Source organism: Bradyrhizobium sp. 45 (assembly GCF_023073155.1).
In the GTDB taxonomy this organism is placed as follows: Bacteria; Pseudomonadota; Alphaproteobacteria; order Rhizobiales; family Xanthobacteraceae; genus Bradyrhizobium; species Bradyrhizobium canariense_D.
Genome location: NZ_JADPIX010000131.1, coordinates 124,327 through 140,811 on the forward strand (window position 1 = coordinate 124,327; position 16,485 = coordinate 140,811).

Consider the following 16,485-nt stretch of genomic DNA (forward strand, 5'->3'; position numbering starts at 1 on the left):
TCACGGCTTGCCGTAGTTCGGCGCCAGCAAGCGGTTGCGGATCAGATAGCTCATCGTGCGCGTCCAGGATTCATCGGTGTTGCCGCGCATATCGGCGCTGGCGGCCGTGATCATGTTGCCGGTCTTCACGTCGCGCAGGTAGATGTTCAGATTGATGATCAGGTTCGAGACCTTCTGCACCATGCCAGTGATTTCCAAATCGGCACCCAGCTGCCCGGCAAGCTTGAGGTCGCAGCCGCCGCAGGCCTGCAGATTGGCGTGACGGGCCGCATCCCGGACCGGCGCAATATCGATCAGCTGGAACCTGCCTGACTCAACCAGTGCCTTGCGCAACTGCTCGCTGATGAGGTCGAGCCGCGCTTCCTCGGGCTTGGAGCCGTAGAACTCGCCAGGCAGGCTGGTGTCGATCAGTTCGAAATCGAACACCGCGAGTTTCGGCGGATCGGCGAATGCGGCCGAGCCCGTCAACAGCAAAGCGGCGAAACATATCAGCGCTCGCATGATCGTGATTCCCGGCGTGGCGGCGTGAGGACGAAATGCGGGGTTGCATGCCCTGACAAATCGGTCATGCTTTAGCAGAGACAATTCTCCATCGGCGGTCAAGCCGGGGAGAACATCTGGAGGAAACATGATCCGATGGTTGGTCGGCCTGATCTGCCTGGGTTTTGCTGCGACGAGTGCGCTCGCAGCCGACCCTGTCATGATCGGCGTCGGCTATCTCGGAATCGCCGGCACCAGATCAACGCTGTCGCTGGTCGAGCAGCCCGCGGAGAATGACGGCGTCGCCGGCGCACGCCTGGCCATCGAGGACAACAACACTACCGGCAAATTCCTCAACCAGCGATTTGCGCTGGAGGAGCGTCGTATCAAGGAGGGCGAAGATGCCGTGCAGGCCGCGACAGAGCTCGCCGCACGCAACGGCTTCATCATCGCCGACCTGCCGGCCGACACGCTGCTGAAGGTCGCCGACGCCCTGCGCGAGCGCGGCACGTTGCTGTTCAACGCCGGCGCGATCGACGAGCGGCTGCGCGAGGCCGATTGCCGTGCCAACGTCATCCACACCGCGCCGACGCGCGCAATGCTGGCCGATGCGCTCGGTCAGTATCTGGTGTGGAAGCAATGGAAGCGCTGGCTGCTCGTGGTTGGCTCGCATGACGAGGACAGACTGTTCGCCGATGCGCTCCGGCGCACCGCGACGCGGTTCGGCGCCAAGATCGTGCAGGAGCGCAGCTTCGAAGACAAAGGCGGCGCGCGCCGCACGGACTCCGGCGTGACGCTGATCCAGCGGCAGATGCCGGTGTTCACGCAACAAGCTCCGGCCTATGATGTACTGGTCGCCGCTGACGAGAGCGAGGTGTTCGGCGCCTACCTGCCCTATCGCACCTGGGATCCACGGCCTGTCGCGGGCTCGGCCGGCCTCGTGCCGCGGAGCTGGGACGCTGCGCAGGACCAGTGGGGCGCGATCCAGATGCAGAACCGCTTCGTCAAGCTCAACGCGCGGCGGATGACTGCGCTCGACATGCAGGCGTGGACCGCCGTGCGCATGATCGGAGAGGCCACGTCGCGCACCAATTCCGGCGAGGTCAAGAAGGTCACCGATTTCATCAAGGGCCCGGAGTTCTCGGTCGCCGCCTTCAAGGGCACGAAGCTGACCTTGCGCGACTGGAACCTGCAGCTGCGCCAGCCGATCCTGCTGGTCGATGGCCGCATGGTGGTGTCGGTGTCGCCGCAAGAAGGTTTCCTGCACCAGGTCTCCGAGCTCGACACGCTCGGCTATGACCGCCCGGAGAGCAAATGCAAGCTGAAGTGAGGACATTAAAGTGAGGACTTGGACGTTCCGCGCGTGGCGTGTTGGGTTGCTGTCCGGATTGGCGCTGGCGGCAGCGCCGGCGCATGCGTTCATCGCCTATGTCTCGAACGAGAAGAGCAACACGGTGTCGGTGATCGATACCGAAAGCTGGACGGTGACCAAGACCATCAAGGTCGGCCAGCGCCCGCGTGGCATCGACTTCACGCGCGACGGAAAGTTCGTGATGGTCGCGGTCGGCGACGACGACACGATCCAGATGATCGACGCGAAGACGCAAACCGTGGTGGACAGCCTGCCCTCCGGTCCCGACCCTGAATTGTTCGCCCAGGATGCCGCCGGCAAGGTCCTCTATGTCGCCAACGAGAACGACAACACAGTGACCGTGATCGACCTCGAGAAGCGCGCTCGCCTTGGCGACATCCAGGTCGGCGTCGAGCCCGAGGGCATGACCATCAGCCCGGACGGCAAGACGCTGATCAACACGTCCGAGACCACCAACATGGCGCATTTCATCGACACGTCGTCGCGCCAGATCGTCGCCAACGTGCTGGTCGACGCGCGACCGCGCTTTGCCGAATTCAAGCACGACGCTTCCGAATTGTGGGTGTCCTCGGAGATCGGCGGCACCGTCTCGATCATCGACCCCGGAAAGCACGAGGTGACCGGCAAGATCAATTTCGAGATTCCGGGGTTGAGGAAAGAGGCGATCCAGCCCGTTGGCATCGGCATGACCCGGGACGACAAGACCGCCTTCATCGCGCTCGGTCCCGCCAATCGCGTCGCCGTGGTCGATACCGCCTCGCGCAAGGTGACGAAATATCTGCTGGTGGGACAGCGGGTCTGGCACATGGCATTCACCCCGGACGAAAAATTTCTGCTCACCACCAATGGCGTCTCGAACGACGTCTCCGTCATCGACGTCGCCGCGCAAAAGGTGATCAAGACCATTCAAGTGGGCGAACTGCCCTGGGGTATCACGATCGCGCCATGACCAGCCCTGTTCCCATCGCCGAACAACGCGAAACACCAAGGCCCGATCCGGCGACCGTGCCCGCGCTATCGATCGACGACGTCAGCCACGCCTATGGACCGCGCCGCGCGCTGATGGACGTGTCCTTCAACGTGCAGCCCGCGAGCTTCACGGCCCTGCTTGGCCTCAACGGGGCGGGCAAGAGCACGCTGTTCTCGCTGATCACGCGCCTGTTCGGCATCCAGTCCGGCCGCGTCGGCATTTTCGGCCATGACATCAGCAAGAGTCCCGGCGAGGCGCTGCGGTTGCTCGGCGTCGTGTTCCAGCCGCGCACGCTCGATCTCGATCTGTCGCTGACGCAGAACCTGCTCTATCACGCCGCACTCCACGGCATCAGCCGCCGCGAAGCCGGCGCTCGAGCCGCCGAGCTGCTCGGTCGCATCGGGCTTACCGAGCGCGCCGGCAGCAAGGTGCGCGATCTCTCGGGCGGGCAGATGCGGCGGCTGGAGATCGCCCGGGCGCTGCTGCACCGGCCGCGCCTGCTCTTGCTGGACGAGCCGACCGTCGGCCTCGACGTCAAGGCGCGCGCCGACATCATCAGCCATGTGCGCCAGCTCGTGAGCGAGCAAGGCATCGGCGTACTCTGGGCCACGCATCTGTTCGACGAAATCATGGCCGGTGACGATCTCGTGGTGCTGCATCAGGGCAAGGTGCTGGCGCAGGGACCGATGAGCCGCGTCGTCGCGGAAGCCGGCGCGCAGGACGTCAACACCGCCTTCATGCGCCTGACCGGCGCGCAGACCCTGCCGGGCGGCGGCGCATGAGCAGCATCACCACGCGCGAGGCGCAGCGCGGCTTCTCGGCCGCCGAATACATGACCTGCCTCACGGGCATTGTCTGGCGCGAGGGACTGCGCTTCCTGCACCAGCGCGAGCGGTTCGTCTCGGCGCTGGTGCGGCCGCTGGTCTGGCTGTTCATCTTCGCCGCCGGTTTCCGCCAGGTGCTCGGCATCTCCATCATCCCGCCCTACGAGACCTACATCCTCTACGAGGTCTTCATCGCGCCGGGGCTGATGGCCATGATCCAGCTCTTCAACGGCATGCAGTCCTCGCTCTCGATGGTCTATGACCGTGAGATGGGGAACATGCGCACGCTGCTGGTGAGCCCACTGCCGCGCGGCTACCTGTTGTTCTGCAAGCTGCTCGCGGGCACCGCGGTGTCGCTGCTCCAGGTCTACGCGTTCCTGCTGATAGCCTGGTTCTGGGACATCACCCCTCCCCTATCGGGCTATCTCACCGTGCTGCCGGCCCTGATCCTGTCCGGACTGATGCTGGGCTCGCTGGGCATGCTGATCTCCTCCGGCATCAAGCAGCTGGAGAACTTTGCCGGCGTGATGAATTTTGTCATTTTCCCGATGTTCTTCGCTTCATCGGCACTCTACCCGCTCTGGCGGGTGCAGGAGGGCAGCCCATATCTCTACTATGTTTGCGAGGCCAATCCGTTCACCCATGCGGTCGAGCTGATCCGCTTCGCGCTGTACGGACAGATCAACTGGATCTCGCTGGCGGTGGTCGCGACCTGCACAATCGTCTTCATGATCGGCGCGATTCTGGCCTATGATCCCTCGCGCGGGCTGGCGCGACGGGGGCCTGCGGGAGGCGAAGGATGACGGTTCGGGTTCTGGCCATGGCCGCTCTGATGCTCGCAGCCGCGAGCACGGCGGCACGCGCGGCCGATCCGCGCTATCCGGATTGGCCCTGCACGCAGGCCAAAGTGCCGGAAATTTCGCTCGCCGCCGTATGGGCCGGTCCTCCGCTCGACGACGTGCAGAACAAATGGAAGGACGACGCCAAGGTCAGCGCGCTGGTCGCCAAACTGTCGGCACGCAAGACGCCGCTGGACGAGGGCGAGAAGTTGGTGAAGGAGTTTTTGGCGGGCTCCGCGGCCGACAAGACCACGAACGCAAAACTGCTGTTCGCAGGCCTGTTCGACACGCTCAACGCTCAGCGCTCGCAGGTCATGAGCGGGCTGGAACGCGTCAGCCGCAAGCAGCGCGAAGCCGCCGACAAGATCCGCGAGGAGAGCGTCCAGCTTCAGGCGCTCCAAGGCGCCACGCCGCGCGACGAGGCTAAGGTCGATGCGCTCAGCAACGAGCTGATCTGGAAGACTCGCATTTTCGAGGACCGCCACAAGGTGGTGCGATTCGTCTGCGAGGTTCCCACCACCATCGACCAGCGGCTGTTTGCGCTTGGACGCTTGATCCAGCAGGAAATGGAATAGAGTCAGCCTCATTGACCGCTTGCGGCCGGTTCCCGCGCCTCCATGGCGATCATTAACCTGCCGCCGTGCTATATGCCGGAACCAAATCGGTCTAGGATGTCTTGTCGACGGGTAATCCAAGGCATCGGGAGGCCTCGATGGGAACCACGAAATTCATCCTCGCAGGCGCTGCAGCCATCAGCATGCTCGCAAGCAGCGCATTCGCTGACGATCTGACCGGAATGGTCACCCGGATAGATCGGCTCAACAGCACGATTTCGATCCAGCAGACGCAGAAGGGCACAGTCGGCGGCAGCGCAGGCGGCGCCGGCGCGCTCCAGGAGTATAAGGCCAAGGATGCCGCGATGCTCGACGCCGTCCACGCCGGCGACAGGGTGAGCTACTCTGCGACCGACAATAACGGGACGGGCACGCTGACGAAGTTGCAGAAGCAGTAAGCTTTTCCTCGCCTCTTCCCACGTGCGACAGGGCGTCATGGCCGGGCTTGTCCCGGCCATCCACGCACAGCCACGAGGCACCAAGAACGTGGATGCCCGGGCAAGCCCAGGCATGACGATCTCTTGCCTATTGCTCCGGCCGCGGCTCGGGCTGCGCCTCCTCAGTAGGAAGCTTTGCACGCTCCCAGCCGTCGGTGCCATCGGGATACCAGGCGATGTTGGAGTAGCCATACGCGAGCGCGCGCTTGGCGGCGTTCCAGGACATCCAGCAATCGGCCAGGCAATAGATCACGAGCAGCGCGTTCTTATCGCCGTGTGATGCACGCGCCAGGCCGCGCTGGAAATAGTCGTCCATGGCGGGCGGCAGCGTGCCGTAGCCGGTATCCGGCAGCCAGATGCTGCCCGGAATATTTTTGCGCGGCGCCTCGCGCCAAACGGTACCCGCGGGAAGGTTTTTCGGCTTCGGCGCGCGCGGCAGCACGTCGATGAAGGCGCCGCTCTTCGCGCGCCAAATCGCCTCGGCTTCTGACGTCGACAGCACGCGCGCGCCGCCGAGCGTCGGCGGCACGGGCGCGCGGTAGTTGTCGGTGCGATAGCCTTCGGGCTCGAACGGCTCCTGCTGCTGCGCAACGACCGGCGCCACCAGCACGGCGCCGACCAGCGCAGCCGCAAGGTGCCGCCTCATGGCGTCTGCCTCATGGTGCCTTCTTGGTCGTCTCCGCGCCAAGCGGCCGATCGTTCTCGTCCAGCAGCGGCACGCCGAAATCGAGCAGGATCTTGTTGATCTCGCCCTGGTTCTCCTGGATCAGCTTGTTGAGCTGCCGCTTCCAGTTCTGGTCGGCGCCACGCACGCCCATGCCGATGCGATAGACCAGTTTTGGCCCGGTGGTTTCCTTCACCAGCGGCGTGACATGAAGCGACCCCGCCTTCTTCGCGTAGAACCCTGCCATCGGTCCCCACAGCACGCCGGCGTCGATCTTGCCCGCCGTGAGATCATCGATCATTGCCTGCGCCGAATTGTCGTAGCGCGTGTCGATCATGAGCGGATAGGGCTTTGCATCACCCATCAGTCCCGCAATGGCCATGTTGGTCGCAGGCGGCGTGCCGGCGACGATGCCGACATGCTTGCCCTTGAGCCTGGCATCCTCCAGCGTGTCGACCTCCTCCAGCCCGCTACCTGCTTTCGCGACCAAGGCATAGCTCGTGCGGTAGTAGGGATTGGTGCCTTGCACGAGGTCATCGCCTTGGGGGAAGCCCATGATGACGTCGCAGCGATGCGAGCCGAGCGTCATGCGCACGAAGCCGGTGGCTTGCGGAAAAAAGACATAGTCGAGCTTCTTCTGGAGCTTGTCCGCAAACAGCTCGGCAAGCTTGTTCTCGAACCCCTCGCCCTTCTCATTCGAGAACGGCAGATTGCGCGGGTCGGAACAGACGCGTAGCACCTTGGGGTCGACCAGTTCGAACGAGAGGTCACCCGTCTCGTTGGTCTGCGCTATGGCGACGTCGCCGAACGCGCAAGACGCAACCAGGATACTCAGTGAAAGCAACCAGCGACGATGTCGTCCGGCCTCCGTCATCGCGCTTCCTCCTAGGCTTGTTTGAATGCTAGCCATGCAACGCATGACGCGCCATGTTTTGCCAGACTTTGTGCTGGCTTTCTTTGTTGCAGTGCAATGCGCGCAACCTTTGAACTGAGGCTGAAAAGTGTCTCGCATCGCTCTCGTGATCGCAGCCTTGTCCCTGGTAACAGCGACGCTAGCATGCGCCGCAGCGGCCGAATTGCCTGTGAGCGAAGTCGCGCCGGGAATCTTCGTACACTCCGGGACCATCGCCCTGATGACCCGCGAGAACGAGGGCGACATCGCCAATGTCGGCTTCATCGTGGGCGAAGATGCGGTGGCCGTGATTGATACCGGCGGTAGCGTTCGCGAGGGCGAGGCGCTGCTGGCGGCGGTGCGGGCCCGCACCAGCAAGCCGATCCGCTACGTCATCAATACCCACGGCCATCCCGACCATGTTTTCGGCAATGCGGCTTTCGTCGCCGGGGACACCATTTTCGTCGGTCACAGCCGATTGCCGCGGGCGCTCGCTGCCCGTGGGCCGTACTATCTCGACAATTTTAGGCGCATCATGGGCGACGAATTGATATCTCCCGTGAAAATCGTGCCGCCCACAATGCTCGTCACGGACACCCTGATGCTCGATCTCGGTGCGCGCCGCCTCAACCTGCGGGCTTGGCCGGCCGGGCACAGCGACAATGACCTGACCGTGTTCGATGAGATGACGAAGACGCTGTTCACTGGCGACCTCATCTTCCTCCGCCATATTCCGGTGATGGACGGCAGCATTCGCGGCTGGCTTCGCATCCTCGCGGAACTCGAGAGCATTCCGGCGCAGCGCGTCGTTCCCGGTCACGGACCTGTGAGTGAATGGCCTGCCGCGCTGACCGATGAACGGCGCTATCTGACGGCACTGCTGGCGGACATCCGGGCGTCGAACAAGAAGGGCGAGCCGATCCGAACCGCTGCAGACAGGGCCGCCGCCTCGGAACGGCCGCACTGGGAGCTGTTCGACGACTACAACGCCCGCAACGCAACCGCAGCATTTTCGGAAATTGAATGGGAGTAGCGGACGCGCTACGATGCGTGAAACGTTGCTTCGTCCGCGGGACCATGACCATGACGGGATGCACGCGCCGACTGCCTCTGATCGCCCTGCTCCTCGGCATTGCATTCGCCGTGCCGGCGCAGGCGGAAGAGGCTTACGATCCCTGGCCGGGCCTGGTGCAGGACATCTTCAGCAGCCGTCCGATGAATGACGGCGGCAATGTCATTGGAATCGAGATGCCGTATCGTGCCGAAGACGCGGCCATCGTGCCGGTGACCCTGCGCAGCAAGCTCTCGCCCGGCGATGCCCGCCGCATCCGTTCGATCACGCTGGTGATCGATCGTAATCCCGCGCCGATGGCGGCGAAGTTCGAGCTCGGACCGGATGCCAACGTCACTGAAATCTCGACCCGCGTGCGCGTCAACAATTACACCGACGTTCATGCGGTGGCCGAGCTCAGCGATGGCCAGCTCTATGTCTCGAAAGTCTACGTGAAGGCCTCCGGCGGCTGCTCGGCACCAGCAGGGAAGAATGCCGAGGAGGCCCAGAACCGGCTCGGCCAGATGCGCTACCGCCAATTCGCGCGCGAGGAGGCCCCGGCGAGCCGCATGCGGGAAGCGCAGATCATGATCGGCCATCCCAACAATTCCGGCCTGCAGATGGACCAGGTCACACAGCTCTACATTCCCGCCTTCTTCATCAACCAGCTCAAGCTGACGCAGGACGACAGCCCCGTGCTGTCGATGGAAGGCGGCATCTCGATCTCGGAAGATCCAAATCTGCGCTTCACCTATGTATCCAACGGCGCCAGGCGTTTTCGCGCGGAAGCCAAGGACACGGACGGACACGTGTTCCGGAACGAGTGGGACGTGGAGAAGCCGGGGACGTGAGGCTCCCGGTCGTCATGGCCGGGCTTGTCCCGGCCATCCACGATCTTAGGTGCCGCCAAGACGTGGATGCCCGGGGACAAGCCCGGGCATGACGAATACGGTGGTCGTACAACCAAGCGGTCAGAAACACCTCACCTCGGCTTCCGCCTGGGCACGCCTCAAATCATTCACGGCCGAGTTCGCCTGCTCCGAGGTGCGGAACTGGACGCCGAGATTGCCGCGGACCTGGGACATGCTGAGCGCGGTTTCTGCGGTAACGTAGCGCTCATAGGACACGATCGAGGCCACCACGTCGATCGAGCAGGAACATTGTTCGATCGCCTGCCGGCTCTCGCCATTCGCCTTCATGCAGCCATAGACATACTCGGCACGCGCCGACGTCGGATAATCATTGGCCTGTTCAGCCTGCGCGGCGAGCGCGGTCGCAGCCCACACCGCCAATGCGGCGACAATCGGTCGTAGCTGTCCGGCCAGATTCATGAGCGTCCTCCCGCTGGTTGCGACGGAAGCTATGCTATGCGTATTGTCCTGAAAAGCACTTCTGTCAGAGGAAACGGCTCACAACGTGATGAGAACATTTGGTGGATCATTGGCGCTCGCGGTGGCGCTGGCGCTGACGCTAACCGGGCCCGGCCGCGCCGCGGATACGATTCGCCTTGCGGTGCAGAAGACCGGAACATTCTCCTGGGAGCTGGCCGCGATCCGCGCCAACGGCCTCGACAAGGAGGCCGACCTGTCGCTCGACGTCGCCGAGCTTGCGAGCCCCGAGGCCGGCAAGATCGCGCTGCGCGCCGGCAATGCCGACATCATCCTCTCCGACTGGCTGTGGGTGTCTCGCGAGCGCACGCTTGGCGCCAAGCTCACCTTCTATCCCTATTCCAGCGCGCTCGGCGCGGTGATGGTGCCGGCCTCCTCGCCGATCAAGTCGCTCGCCGACTTGAAGGGCCGCAAGCTCGCCGTCGGCGGCGGTCCCATCGACAAGAGCTGGCTGCTGCTCCAGGCGCGCATGAAGCAGGACGGCATCGACCTGAAATCGGAGGCGACCATCGTCTATGGTGCTCCGCCTCTGCTCGCCGCCAAGGCGCTCGACGGCGAGATGGATGCGAGCCTCAATTTCTGGAATTTCTGCGCACAGCTGGAGGCCAAGGGTTTTAGACGCCTTGCCGGTATCGAGGACATATTGCCGAAACTCGGCGCCAAGGGCGCGGTCTCCGCGGTCGGCTATGTCTTCGACGAAACCTGGGCGGCAAGTCATCGCGATGCGGTGGCGCGCTTCATCGCGATGACCCGCAAGGCCAAGCAGCTGCTGGTGACCTCCGATGCCGCCTGGGACAAGATCGCACCGCTCACCGGCACGAGCGATGCCACCCTGCTCAAGACTTATCGCGAGCGCTATCGCGACGGCATTCCGCGCCGGAGCATCGATGACGAAGAAAGGGACGCGCGCGTGCTCTACCGCGTGCTGGCCGAGACCGGCGGCCGCGACCTCGTCGGCCCGGCTGCCGAGCTCGATCCCGGCACGTTCTTTCACGCAGTTGCCGGGGAGTGAGGTGCTGCGTCTTCTGTCGTTTGCCCTGTTGCTCGCGATCTGGTGGATCGCCGCCCTCTTCGTCGGCGCCGCGAAGCTGCCCTCCCCGCCCGCCGTGCTCGACGTCGTCGTCGCGGAAGCATCGAGCGGCGCGCTGTTCCTGCATCTCGGCGCAACGCTTGCCCGCGTAAGCCTCGCCTTCGTGCTGGCGATGTCGCTCGGCAGCGCCATCGGCTATCTGATGGGACGGGTGAAGCTCGCCGACCGGCTCGGCGATCCCTGGCTAATCCTGCTCCTGAACCTGCCCGCGCTGGTCGTGATCGTGCTGGCCTATATCTGGGCCGGGCTCACCGAAGCCGCAGCGATCGCGGCGATCGCCATCAACAAGTTGCCGACCGCCATCGTCACCCTGCGCGAGGGCGCGCGCGCGCTCGACCGCTCGCTCGACGAGATGGCGAGCGTGTTCGCGATGCCGCGCTGGCGCGCTTTCCGCCACGTCGTGCTGCCGCAACTGGCGCCCTATATCGCAGCCTCAGCCCGCTCCGGATTGTCGCTGGTGTGGAAGATCGTGCTGGTCGCCGAACTCCTGGGGCGACCCAACGGCGTCGGCTTCGAGATCGGCGTCGCCTTCCAGCTGTTCGACACGCCGCGGCTGCTGGCCTATTCGCTAACCTTCGCCGCCGTCGTGCTCGTGATCGAGACCGCGCTGGTGCAACCGTTCGAAGCCCGCGCAACACGATGGCGACCCCGTGCGGCTTGAGGTCGATATCACAGGCAAGAGGTTCAAGAGTGCCGCGGGCGGGACGCAGGAGGTGCTCGCGCCGGTCAGCTTCGCGCTTCAATCCGGCGAGGTCGGCGTGCTGATCGGACCGTCCGGCTGCGGCAAGAGCACGATGCTGCGCATTATCCTCGGCCTCGACCGCGATTTCGAGGGACGCGTCTCGCGCCCGCCGGAAGCGCGGATCGGTATGGTTTTCCAGGAGCCGCGGCTGCTGCCATGGCGCTCGGTCGAGCAGAATGTGCGGCTTGCGGCACCCGATGTCACCGACGCCAAGCTCGCCGAGCTGTTCAGGATCCTGGAGCTGGACGCGCATCGCAGTCATTTTCCAGGCGAGCTGTCGCTTGGCCTCGCCCGGCGCGTCGCGCTCGCTCGCGCCTTTGCCGTCGAGCCTGACCTGCTCGTGCTCGACGAGCCCCTCGCCTCGCTCGACGACGCACTCGCCGGCCGTTTGCGCGACGAGATCGCGACGCTGGTGGCGCGCCGTCCGGTGATGACGTTGCTCGTCACCCACAGTCTGGATGACGCGATCCGGCTCGGCGACCGCCTGTTCTTGCTGTCGCCGCGACCGGCGCGCATCGTGCGCGAGGTGCCGATTGCCATCCCGCGCGCGGAGCGCAGCGAGGCCGAACTCGGCAAGATCAGGGCCGAGCTCGCGGCGTTGCAGCTTGAATCGCAATGAGAACTCATGGTCAATTGGACCAACGACATCTTCGCGGGAGGGTCATCATGCGGCGTACGCTGATTGCGATCGGCATCCTGTTGGTTGCGATGCCGGGCGCGGCGCTCGCCCAGGCCAAGGGCAAGGGTATCCGGCTCTGGAATCTGACGACGGAGGCGATCTCCGGCTTCCAGCTCTCCCCGGCCGGGAAGACCGAGTGGGGGCCGAACCAGTGCCTGAACGACAAAGACAAGGAGGTCGACCACGACGAGCGGCTGCGCATCACCGGCGTCGAGCCCGGCCGCTACGACGCCAGGGTCAGCTATCCCAATGCGCGGCAATGCATCGTGCGCGACATCGAGATCAAGGCGGATGCGGTGTTCTCGATCGCCGACAAGGATCTGAAGGACTGCAGCAAGTAACGGGGGCTGCGTTACGAGCGTTATCCCCTCATGGTGAGGAGCGCGGAACGCGCGTCACGAACCATGCAGGCCCGTCTGTCGCCCTGCGGCCATCCTTCGAGACGCTTGCTTCGCAAGCTCCTCAGGATGAGGACCTAAGCCAGTCGCGACCGGCAACGCAGCTCAGGGCTTTACGCCTTGTCGTTCGGATGCGGATATTCGCAGCGCCACCGCACCGCCTGCCACTTCGGATGGTCACCAATCCATTGCGCGATATAGGGCGGCGCAGCCATCGCGCATTGCGTCGGCGACCCCGCATAGTTGAACACCAGATGTTGCTCCTCGCAGGTCGCTGGCGAGAGCAACGCACACACAGTCACCACCAGGTCGATCGGATTCATGCCGGGATCCTCGCAGAGGCGATGAAGTTAGCACAAAAGATTACGTTCCGATGAGCGGGAAGTTTCAATCCGGCCGCCCGAAATAAAGCGGGAATTGCCTGTCAACTCTCCCCGAGCGCTAGAAATTAACTCCAAAGACCAGCCTTGCCTGGTGGCGCTCGAAATTGACGAGGTCGAGATTGCCGCCCGATCCGGCCGGCCGGCCCCATGCCTGCATGCTCCAGCTCATGGTCAGGCGCGAGCGCTCGGAAAGCTGGAAATAAGCGGTCGGACCGACGAAGAGCGCCTGTCCTGCGAACTCGCCGAGGCCGATGCCTTCGTACTGCCGGAAGTAGCGCACCTCGCCGCCGAGCAGCACATCGGGCCGCACGCGCACCAGGCCGGCGAAGGCCGCGCCGATGGTCGAACTCTTTTCGGACAGTCCCGCCATTTCGAAACGCGCCCATTCGGGTTGATAGATCAGGTTGAGCGCCCCGATGGCGAAGTTCGGGATCAGCTCGCGATCGAAGGCGAGCGTGAAATCGGTACCGTACATCCGCCCTTTTGCTCCAGAAGTCTCGTCGATGCGGTCGCCATGGAGTTCGGCGGCGACGGTCAACCCGAATGGCGCGCGCTCGCGATCGAGCAGGCGATAGCGCAGGTCGAGCGAAGCGCCCTGAAAATTGAACTGGCGGCGGTCGCCGATGTCGGGGACGCCGGTGATGTCGTGCAGGGTGGCAGTGCCGCCGACCTCGATGCGAAAGTTCGGCAGCGGCACGATCTCGATCTCGACCTCCTGCGAGAGGGCGCGATAGGTCCCGCCTCCTTTGCCGAATCGGCCTGTCGTCTGAGTCTGGAATTCGCGCTCGCCGGGATTGCCGACATCGGTACCGATCATGAAGCCGAAGATGTGTTCGGTATCGAAGCCCTCTTCGGCGCGGACGCATGCCGGCGCGAGCGCGACGGTGCAGGCGGCTATGGTCCAGAATGTAAGGGCTCTCGCGCGCATCCCCGACACTACCACGGCTTCGACGGTGGTTGCCATCGAAGCCGCGGCAGGTCGTCAGTCTTACTTGTGGTCTTACTTGCGCAAAGCGCAGGCGTACATGTTGATTTCCATGCCGACCGGCACTTCCACGATCTTCGGAGCTTTCCAGGCCATTCGGGGACTCCCAAGGGATTGAGCGCGACATCGCGCCGGCGAAAACCTAGGGCTGCGTCAGCCACAGCGCAAGTCTGGAATCGCACCGTTGACACAGCGAACTGTCGCATCGCGCTTGCAAATTTCTCTCTCGGGCAACTCGCCTTCGCTCCCAGTCAAGCGGCGCGGTTCTCACCGCAACAAGCGCAGCAGCGCGCGACCGGCGCGCGAGTTCAGCTCCTTCGCATCCAGCGTTCCATCCTTGTCGGGATTCGCCGCGTTGAAGCGCTGCTCCACCACCGAGAGATATTCGTCGAGCGTGAGAGTCCCGTCGCGATCGGGATCGGCGGCGGCGAGTTCTTTCGCTGTTAACCGTCCGCGCAATTCGCGGGCGTCGAGCGTGCCGTCGTGATCGGGATCGAGCTTGGCGAACAACGCCGCCGCCGCCTTCTTCACCTCGGCAAGATCGAGGGTGCCGTCATTGTCGGTATCGAACGTCTTGACCGCGTTGCCGGAGGCCGACCATGCCGGACCGGACAGCAGTGCAATCGTGAGCGCAAGTGCAACAGAGCGACGCGATATCATGAAAACCTCCCTCACCAAGAGCTCCGATTCGAACCGGATCGAAACGACATAAGTCCACAAGCGAGCCTCGGTTCAAGTCCCGAATTGCAGCCTGCGCACCGCACAACTTGCAGAACCCGTCGGCGCGACCGCTGCCGTGGCGCACGCGCTCTGCTCCATGCCGCGGAATTTCTTCAGCGCCTGCGCACAAGTGAGAGTTGCTTTGTCAGGTCTCCGTCAGGTGACGGCATCCCGCGCCGCCTACCATATCGGCATCGCAATTACGACTTTCGTATTGACGCGTTTTGCATTCGGGCGGAGTGTTGCTGTCGCAGCGTCAATAGGCGCGCATATTGGGAGGGACGGATGAAACGCTTTGCGATGGCCGCGAGCCTCGTCATGCTTGCATCGACTTGTGCAAGTGCACAAACCAGCGAGCAGCTGGTCAAAGGCGCGACCGATACATCGAACGTTCTCAACTACGGGATGGGCTACAATCTTCAGCGTTTCTCGACGCTGAACCAGATCAACAAGGACAGCGTCAAGAACCTTGTCCCGGTCTGGAACTACTCTTTCAACGACGATCGCAGCGAGGAATCGCAGCCGCTGGTGTACCAGGGCGTGATCTACGTGACGTCGCACAACGCGACCATGGCGGTCGACGCCAAGACCGGCAAGCAGATCTGGAAATCCAAGGTCGAGTATCCTGCCGAAACGCCGCGCATCGTCTGCTGCGGCATCATCAATCGCGGCGCAGCACTCTATGAGGGCAAGGTGTTCCGCACCACGCTGGACGCCAACGTGATCGCGCTCGACGCCAAGGACGGCAAAGAGCTGTGGCGACAGAAGGCGGCCGATATCAAGGAAGGCTATTCGATGACGGTGGCGCCGCTGGTCGCCGACGGCGTCGTGATCACCGGCATCTCCGGCGCCGAGTTCGGCACCCGCGGCTTCATCGACGGCTGGGATCCCGCAACGGGCAAGCACCTGTGGCGCACCCATTCGATCCCCTCTCCGGATGAGCCCGGCGGCGACACCTGGAAGGGCGATACCTGGAAGCTCGGCGGTGGCTCGACCTGGATTACGGGCTCCTATGATCCCGAGCTGAACACGGTTTACTGGGGTATCGGCAATCCCGGACCGTTCAACTCGGCGGTACGCCCGGGCGACAACCTCTACACCTGCTCCGTGCTGGCGATTGATTCCAAGACCGGCAAGATCAAGTGGCACTACCAGTTCTCGCCCAACAATCCGTTCGACTATGACAGCGTGGCCGAGATGGTCCTCGCCGATATGAACGTCGAGGGCAAGCCGACCAAGGTGTTGATGGACGCCAACCGCAACGGCTTCTTCTACGTGCTCGACCGCACCAACGGAAAGCTGCTCGCGGCCAATCCTTACGTGAAGGTCAACTGGGCGACGGGAATCGACATGAAGACCGGACGTCCCATCGAGACCGACGTCTCGAAGGATGCGCGTGAGGGCAAGAAGGTGACCGTCTATCCGTCGATCCTCGGCGGCAAGAACTGGGAGCCGATGTCGTTCAATCCGCAGACCGGCCTCGCCTACGCCAACACGCTCGCCTTCGGCGGCAGGTACAAGACCGAACCCGCCACCTTCAAGCAGGGTGAATGGTATCTCGGCATGGACCTCACCGATCTCTGGGAATGGGGTGACGGCCCGCGCGGTCATCTGAAGGCGATCGATCCCATGACCGGCAAGGCGAAGTGGGAAGCACCCAGCGACATCCCGCGCTTCTCCGGCGTGCTGTCGACCGCGGGCGGTGTCGTGTTCTCGGGCGCGCTGACCGGCGAGTTCGAGGCCTTCGATGCCGATACCGGCAAGAAGCTCTGGCAGTTCCAGACCGGCTCGGGCATCGAGGGACAACCGGTGACCTGGCAGCAGGACGGCGTGCAGTATGTCGCCGTGACGAGCGGCTATGGCGGCGTCTACTCGCTGTTCTCCGGCGACGAACGGCTGGCCAAAGTCCCGCCCGGCGGCTCACTTTGGGTTTTTGCGGTCAAGCAATAACCACGGC

Annotated in this window: 21 protein-coding genes; 13 read left to right on the plus strand and 8 right to left on the minus strand. The window is 63.7% G+C overall.

What is annotated here, in order from left to right; translation table 11 throughout:
• Positions 1–501: a DUF3280 domain-containing protein gene (locus IVB42_RS29905; RefSeq protein ID WP_018460282.1), complete on the minus strand. Its 501-nt coding sequence runs from the start codon at positions 499–501 to the stop codon at positions 1–3.
• A 127-nt stretch (positions 502–628) separates the two neighbouring features.
• Here IVB42_RS29905 and IVB42_RS29910 point away from each other — a divergent pair, with 127 nt between their 5' ends.
• From IVB42_RS29910 to IVB42_RS29935, 6 genes are all read left to right on the plus strand, one after another.
• Complete coding sequence (locus IVB42_RS29910) at positions 629–1,810, plus strand: ABC transporter substrate-binding protein (protein WP_018460283.1); 1,182 nt, start codon at positions 629–631, stop codon at positions 1,808–1,810.
• Between the two features lie 10 nt (positions 1,811–1,820).
• Positions 1,821–2,801, plus strand: coding sequence for a YVTN family beta-propeller repeat protein (locus IVB42_RS29915; protein WP_026233991.1), 981 nt, complete (start codon positions 1,821–1,823; stop codon positions 2,799–2,801).
• Positions 2,798–3,604 carry an ABC transporter ATP-binding protein gene (locus IVB42_RS29920; RefSeq protein WP_018460285.1) on the plus strand — a complete coding sequence of 269 codons (807 nt, stop codon included), beginning with the start codon at positions 2,798–2,800 and terminating at the stop codon, positions 3,602–3,604. The genes IVB42_RS29915 and IVB42_RS29920 overlap by 4 nt, the downstream gene beginning before the upstream one ends.
• Positions 3,601–4,449, plus strand: a complete 849-nt coding sequence (locus IVB42_RS29925) for an ABC transporter permease (protein ID WP_018460286.1) — start codon at positions 3,601–3,603, stop codon at positions 4,447–4,449. Before IVB42_RS29920 ends, IVB42_RS29925 begins: the two co-directional genes overlap by 4 nt.
• Positions 4,446–5,060 (plus strand): hypothetical protein, encoded by a 615-nt coding sequence (locus IVB42_RS29930; RefSeq protein ID WP_247393614.1) that lies wholly within the window; start codon positions 4,446–4,448, stop codon positions 5,058–5,060. Before IVB42_RS29925 ends, IVB42_RS29930 begins: the two co-directional genes overlap by 4 nt.
• Before the next feature lie 137 nt (positions 5,061–5,197).
• Positions 5,198–5,497, plus strand: coding sequence for a copper-binding protein (locus IVB42_RS29935; RefSeq protein ID WP_007601401.1), 300 nt, complete (start codon positions 5,198–5,200; stop codon positions 5,495–5,497).
• 127 nt (positions 5,498–5,624) lie between these two features.
• Here the strand turns inward: IVB42_RS29935 and IVB42_RS29940 are convergent, their stop codons facing one another.
• Both IVB42_RS29940 and IVB42_RS29945 read right to left on the minus strand, forming a co-directional pair.
• Entirely contained in the window at positions 5,625–6,182 is a 558-nt protein-coding gene (locus IVB42_RS29940) for a PQQ-dependent catabolism-associated CXXCW motif protein (protein WP_018460288.1), read from the minus strand.
• Between the two features lie 10 nt (positions 6,183–6,192).
• Complete coding sequence (locus IVB42_RS29945) at positions 6,193–7,074, minus strand: substrate-binding domain-containing protein (protein ID WP_247295105.1); 882 nt, start codon at positions 7,072–7,074, stop codon at positions 6,193–6,195.
• A 127-nt stretch (positions 7,075–7,201) separates the two neighbouring features.
• Between IVB42_RS29945 and IVB42_RS29950 the strand changes: the two genes are divergently transcribed.
• Complete coding sequence (locus IVB42_RS29950; protein ID WP_026233993.1) at positions 7,202–8,125, plus strand: quinoprotein relay system zinc metallohydrolase 2; 924 nt, start codon at positions 7,202–7,204, stop codon at positions 8,123–8,125.
• Between the two features lie 50 nt (positions 8,126–8,175).
• Positions 8,176–8,994, plus strand: a complete 819-nt coding sequence (locus IVB42_RS29955) for a quinoprotein dehydrogenase-associated SoxYZ-like carrier (protein WP_026233994.1) — start codon at positions 8,176–8,178, stop codon at positions 8,992–8,994.
• A 120-nt stretch (positions 8,995–9,114) separates the two neighbouring features.
• Here IVB42_RS29955 and IVB42_RS29960 read toward each other — a convergent pair whose 3' ends face one another.
• On the minus strand, positions 9,115–9,474 hold the full coding sequence (locus IVB42_RS29960; RefSeq protein WP_018460292.1) for a hypothetical protein: 360 nt from the start codon (positions 9,472–9,474) through the stop codon (positions 9,115–9,117).
• A gap of 88 nt (positions 9,475–9,562) precedes the next feature.
• Here IVB42_RS29960 and IVB42_RS29965 point away from each other — a divergent pair, with 88 nt between their 5' ends.
• Genes IVB42_RS29965 through IVB42_RS29980 form a run of 4 tightly spaced genes read left to right on the plus strand, consistent with a single transcriptional unit; the run spans position 9,563 to position 12,383 of the window.
• Positions 9,563–10,543 (plus strand): ABC transporter substrate-binding protein, encoded by a 981-nt coding sequence (locus IVB42_RS29965; protein WP_204513979.1) that lies wholly within the window; start codon positions 9,563–9,565, stop codon positions 10,541–10,543.
• Between the two features lies 1 nt (position 10,544).
• Complete coding sequence (locus IVB42_RS29970; protein ID WP_018460294.1) at positions 10,545–11,282, plus strand: ABC transporter permease subunit; 738 nt, start codon at positions 10,545–10,547, stop codon at positions 11,280–11,282.
• Entirely contained in the window at positions 11,272–11,982 is a 711-nt protein-coding gene (locus IVB42_RS29975) for an ABC transporter ATP-binding protein (protein WP_018460295.1), read from the plus strand. Before IVB42_RS29970 ends, IVB42_RS29975 begins: the two co-directional genes overlap by 11 nt.
• A gap of 47 nt (positions 11,983–12,029) precedes the next feature.
• Entirely contained in the window at positions 12,030–12,383 is a 354-nt protein-coding gene (locus IVB42_RS29980) for a hypothetical protein (protein WP_018460296.1), read from the plus strand.
• A gap of 170 nt (positions 12,384–12,553) precedes the next feature.
• On the opposite strand, the gene IVB42_RS29985 is transcribed toward IVB42_RS29980, so the two are convergent.
• From IVB42_RS29985 to IVB42_RS30000, 4 genes are all read right to left on the minus strand, one after another.
• Entirely contained in the window at positions 12,554–12,763 is a 210-nt protein-coding gene (locus IVB42_RS29985; protein ID WP_018460297.1) for a hypothetical protein, read from the minus strand.
• A gap of 118 nt (positions 12,764–12,881) precedes the next feature.
• On the minus strand, positions 12,882–13,787 hold the full coding sequence (locus tag IVB42_RS29990; RefSeq protein ID WP_018460298.1) for a hypothetical protein: 906 nt from the start codon (positions 13,785–13,787) through the stop codon (positions 12,882–12,884).
• A 36-nt stretch (positions 13,788–13,823) separates the two neighbouring features.
• Entirely contained in the window at positions 13,824–13,904 is an 81-nt protein-coding gene (gene pqqA, locus IVB42_RS29995; RefSeq protein ID WP_018460299.1) for a pyrroloquinoline quinone precursor peptide PqqA, read from the minus strand.
• Positions 13,905–14,075: 171 nt separating this feature from the next.
• Positions 14,076–14,468, minus strand: coding sequence for an EF-hand domain-containing protein (locus tag IVB42_RS30000; protein WP_026233996.1), 393 nt, complete (start codon positions 14,466–14,468; stop codon positions 14,076–14,078).
• 345 nt (positions 14,469–14,813) lie between these two features.
• On the opposite strand from IVB42_RS30000, the gene IVB42_RS30005 reads away from it, so the two are divergent.
• Positions 14,814–16,478 carry a methanol/ethanol family PQQ-dependent dehydrogenase gene (locus IVB42_RS30005; RefSeq protein ID WP_247368970.1) on the plus strand — a complete coding sequence of 555 codons (1,665 nt, stop codon included), beginning with the start codon at positions 14,814–14,816 and terminating at the stop codon, positions 16,476–16,478.
• Positions 16,479–16,485: the final 7 nt, after the last annotated feature.

Coding starts and splice junctions, on each gene's coding strand:
- IVB42_RS29905 (WP_018460282.1), bottom strand. CDS start 501: ATGCGAGCGCTGATATGTTTCGCCGCTTTGCTGTTGACGGGCTCGGCC.
- IVB42_RS29910 (WP_018460283.1), top strand. CDS start 629: ATGATCCGATGGTTGGTCGGCCTGATCTGCCTGGGTTTTGCTGCGACG.
- IVB42_RS29920 (WP_018460285.1), top strand. CDS start 2,798: ATGACCAGCCCTGTTCCCATCGCCGAACAACGCGAAACACCAAGGCCC.
- IVB42_RS29925 (WP_018460286.1), top strand. CDS start 3,601: ATGAGCAGCATCACCACGCGCGAGGCGCAGCGCGGCTTCTCGGCCGCC.
- IVB42_RS29930 (WP_247393614.1), top strand. CDS start 4,446: ATGACGGTTCGGGTTCTGGCCATGGCCGCTCTGATGCTCGCAGCCGCG.
- IVB42_RS29935 (WP_007601401.1), top strand. CDS start 5,198: ATGGGAACCACGAAATTCATCCTCGCAGGCGCTGCAGCCATCAGCATG.
- IVB42_RS29940 (WP_018460288.1), bottom strand. CDS start 6,182: ATGAGGCGGCACCTTGCGGCTGCGCTGGTCGGCGCCGTGCTGGTGGCG.
- IVB42_RS29945 (WP_247295105.1), bottom strand. CDS start 7,074: ATGACGGAGGCCGGACGACATCGTCGCTGGTTGCTTTCACTGAGTATC.
- IVB42_RS29955 (WP_026233994.1), top strand. CDS start 8,176: ATGACGGGATGCACGCGCCGACTGCCTCTGATCGCCCTGCTCCTCGGC.
- IVB42_RS29960 (WP_018460292.1), bottom strand. CDS start 9,474: ATGAATCTGGCCGGACAGCTACGACCGATTGTCGCCGCATTGGCGGTG.
- IVB42_RS29965 (WP_204513979.1), top strand. CDS start 9,563: ATGAGAACATTTGGTGGATCATTGGCGCTCGCGGTGGCGCTGGCGCTG.
- IVB42_RS29980 (WP_018460296.1), top strand. CDS start 12,030: ATGCGGCGTACGCTGATTGCGATCGGCATCCTGTTGGTTGCGATGCCG.
- IVB42_RS29985 (WP_018460297.1), bottom strand. CDS start 12,763: ATGAATCCGATCGACCTGGTGGTGACTGTGTGTGCGTTGCTCTCGCCA.
- IVB42_RS29990 (WP_018460298.1), bottom strand. CDS start 13,787: ATGGCAACCACCGTCGAAGCCGTGGTAGTGTCGGGGATGCGCGCGAGA.
- pqqA (WP_018460299.1), bottom strand. CDS start 13,904: ATGGCCTGGAAAGCTCCGAAGATCGTGGAAGTGCCGGTCGGCATGGAA.
- IVB42_RS30000 (WP_026233996.1), bottom strand. CDS start 14,468: ATGATATCGCGTCGCTCTGTTGCACTTGCGCTCACGATTGCACTGCTG.
- IVB42_RS30005 (WP_247368970.1), top strand. CDS start 14,814: ATGAAACGCTTTGCGATGGCCGCGAGCCTCGTCATGCTTGCATCGACT.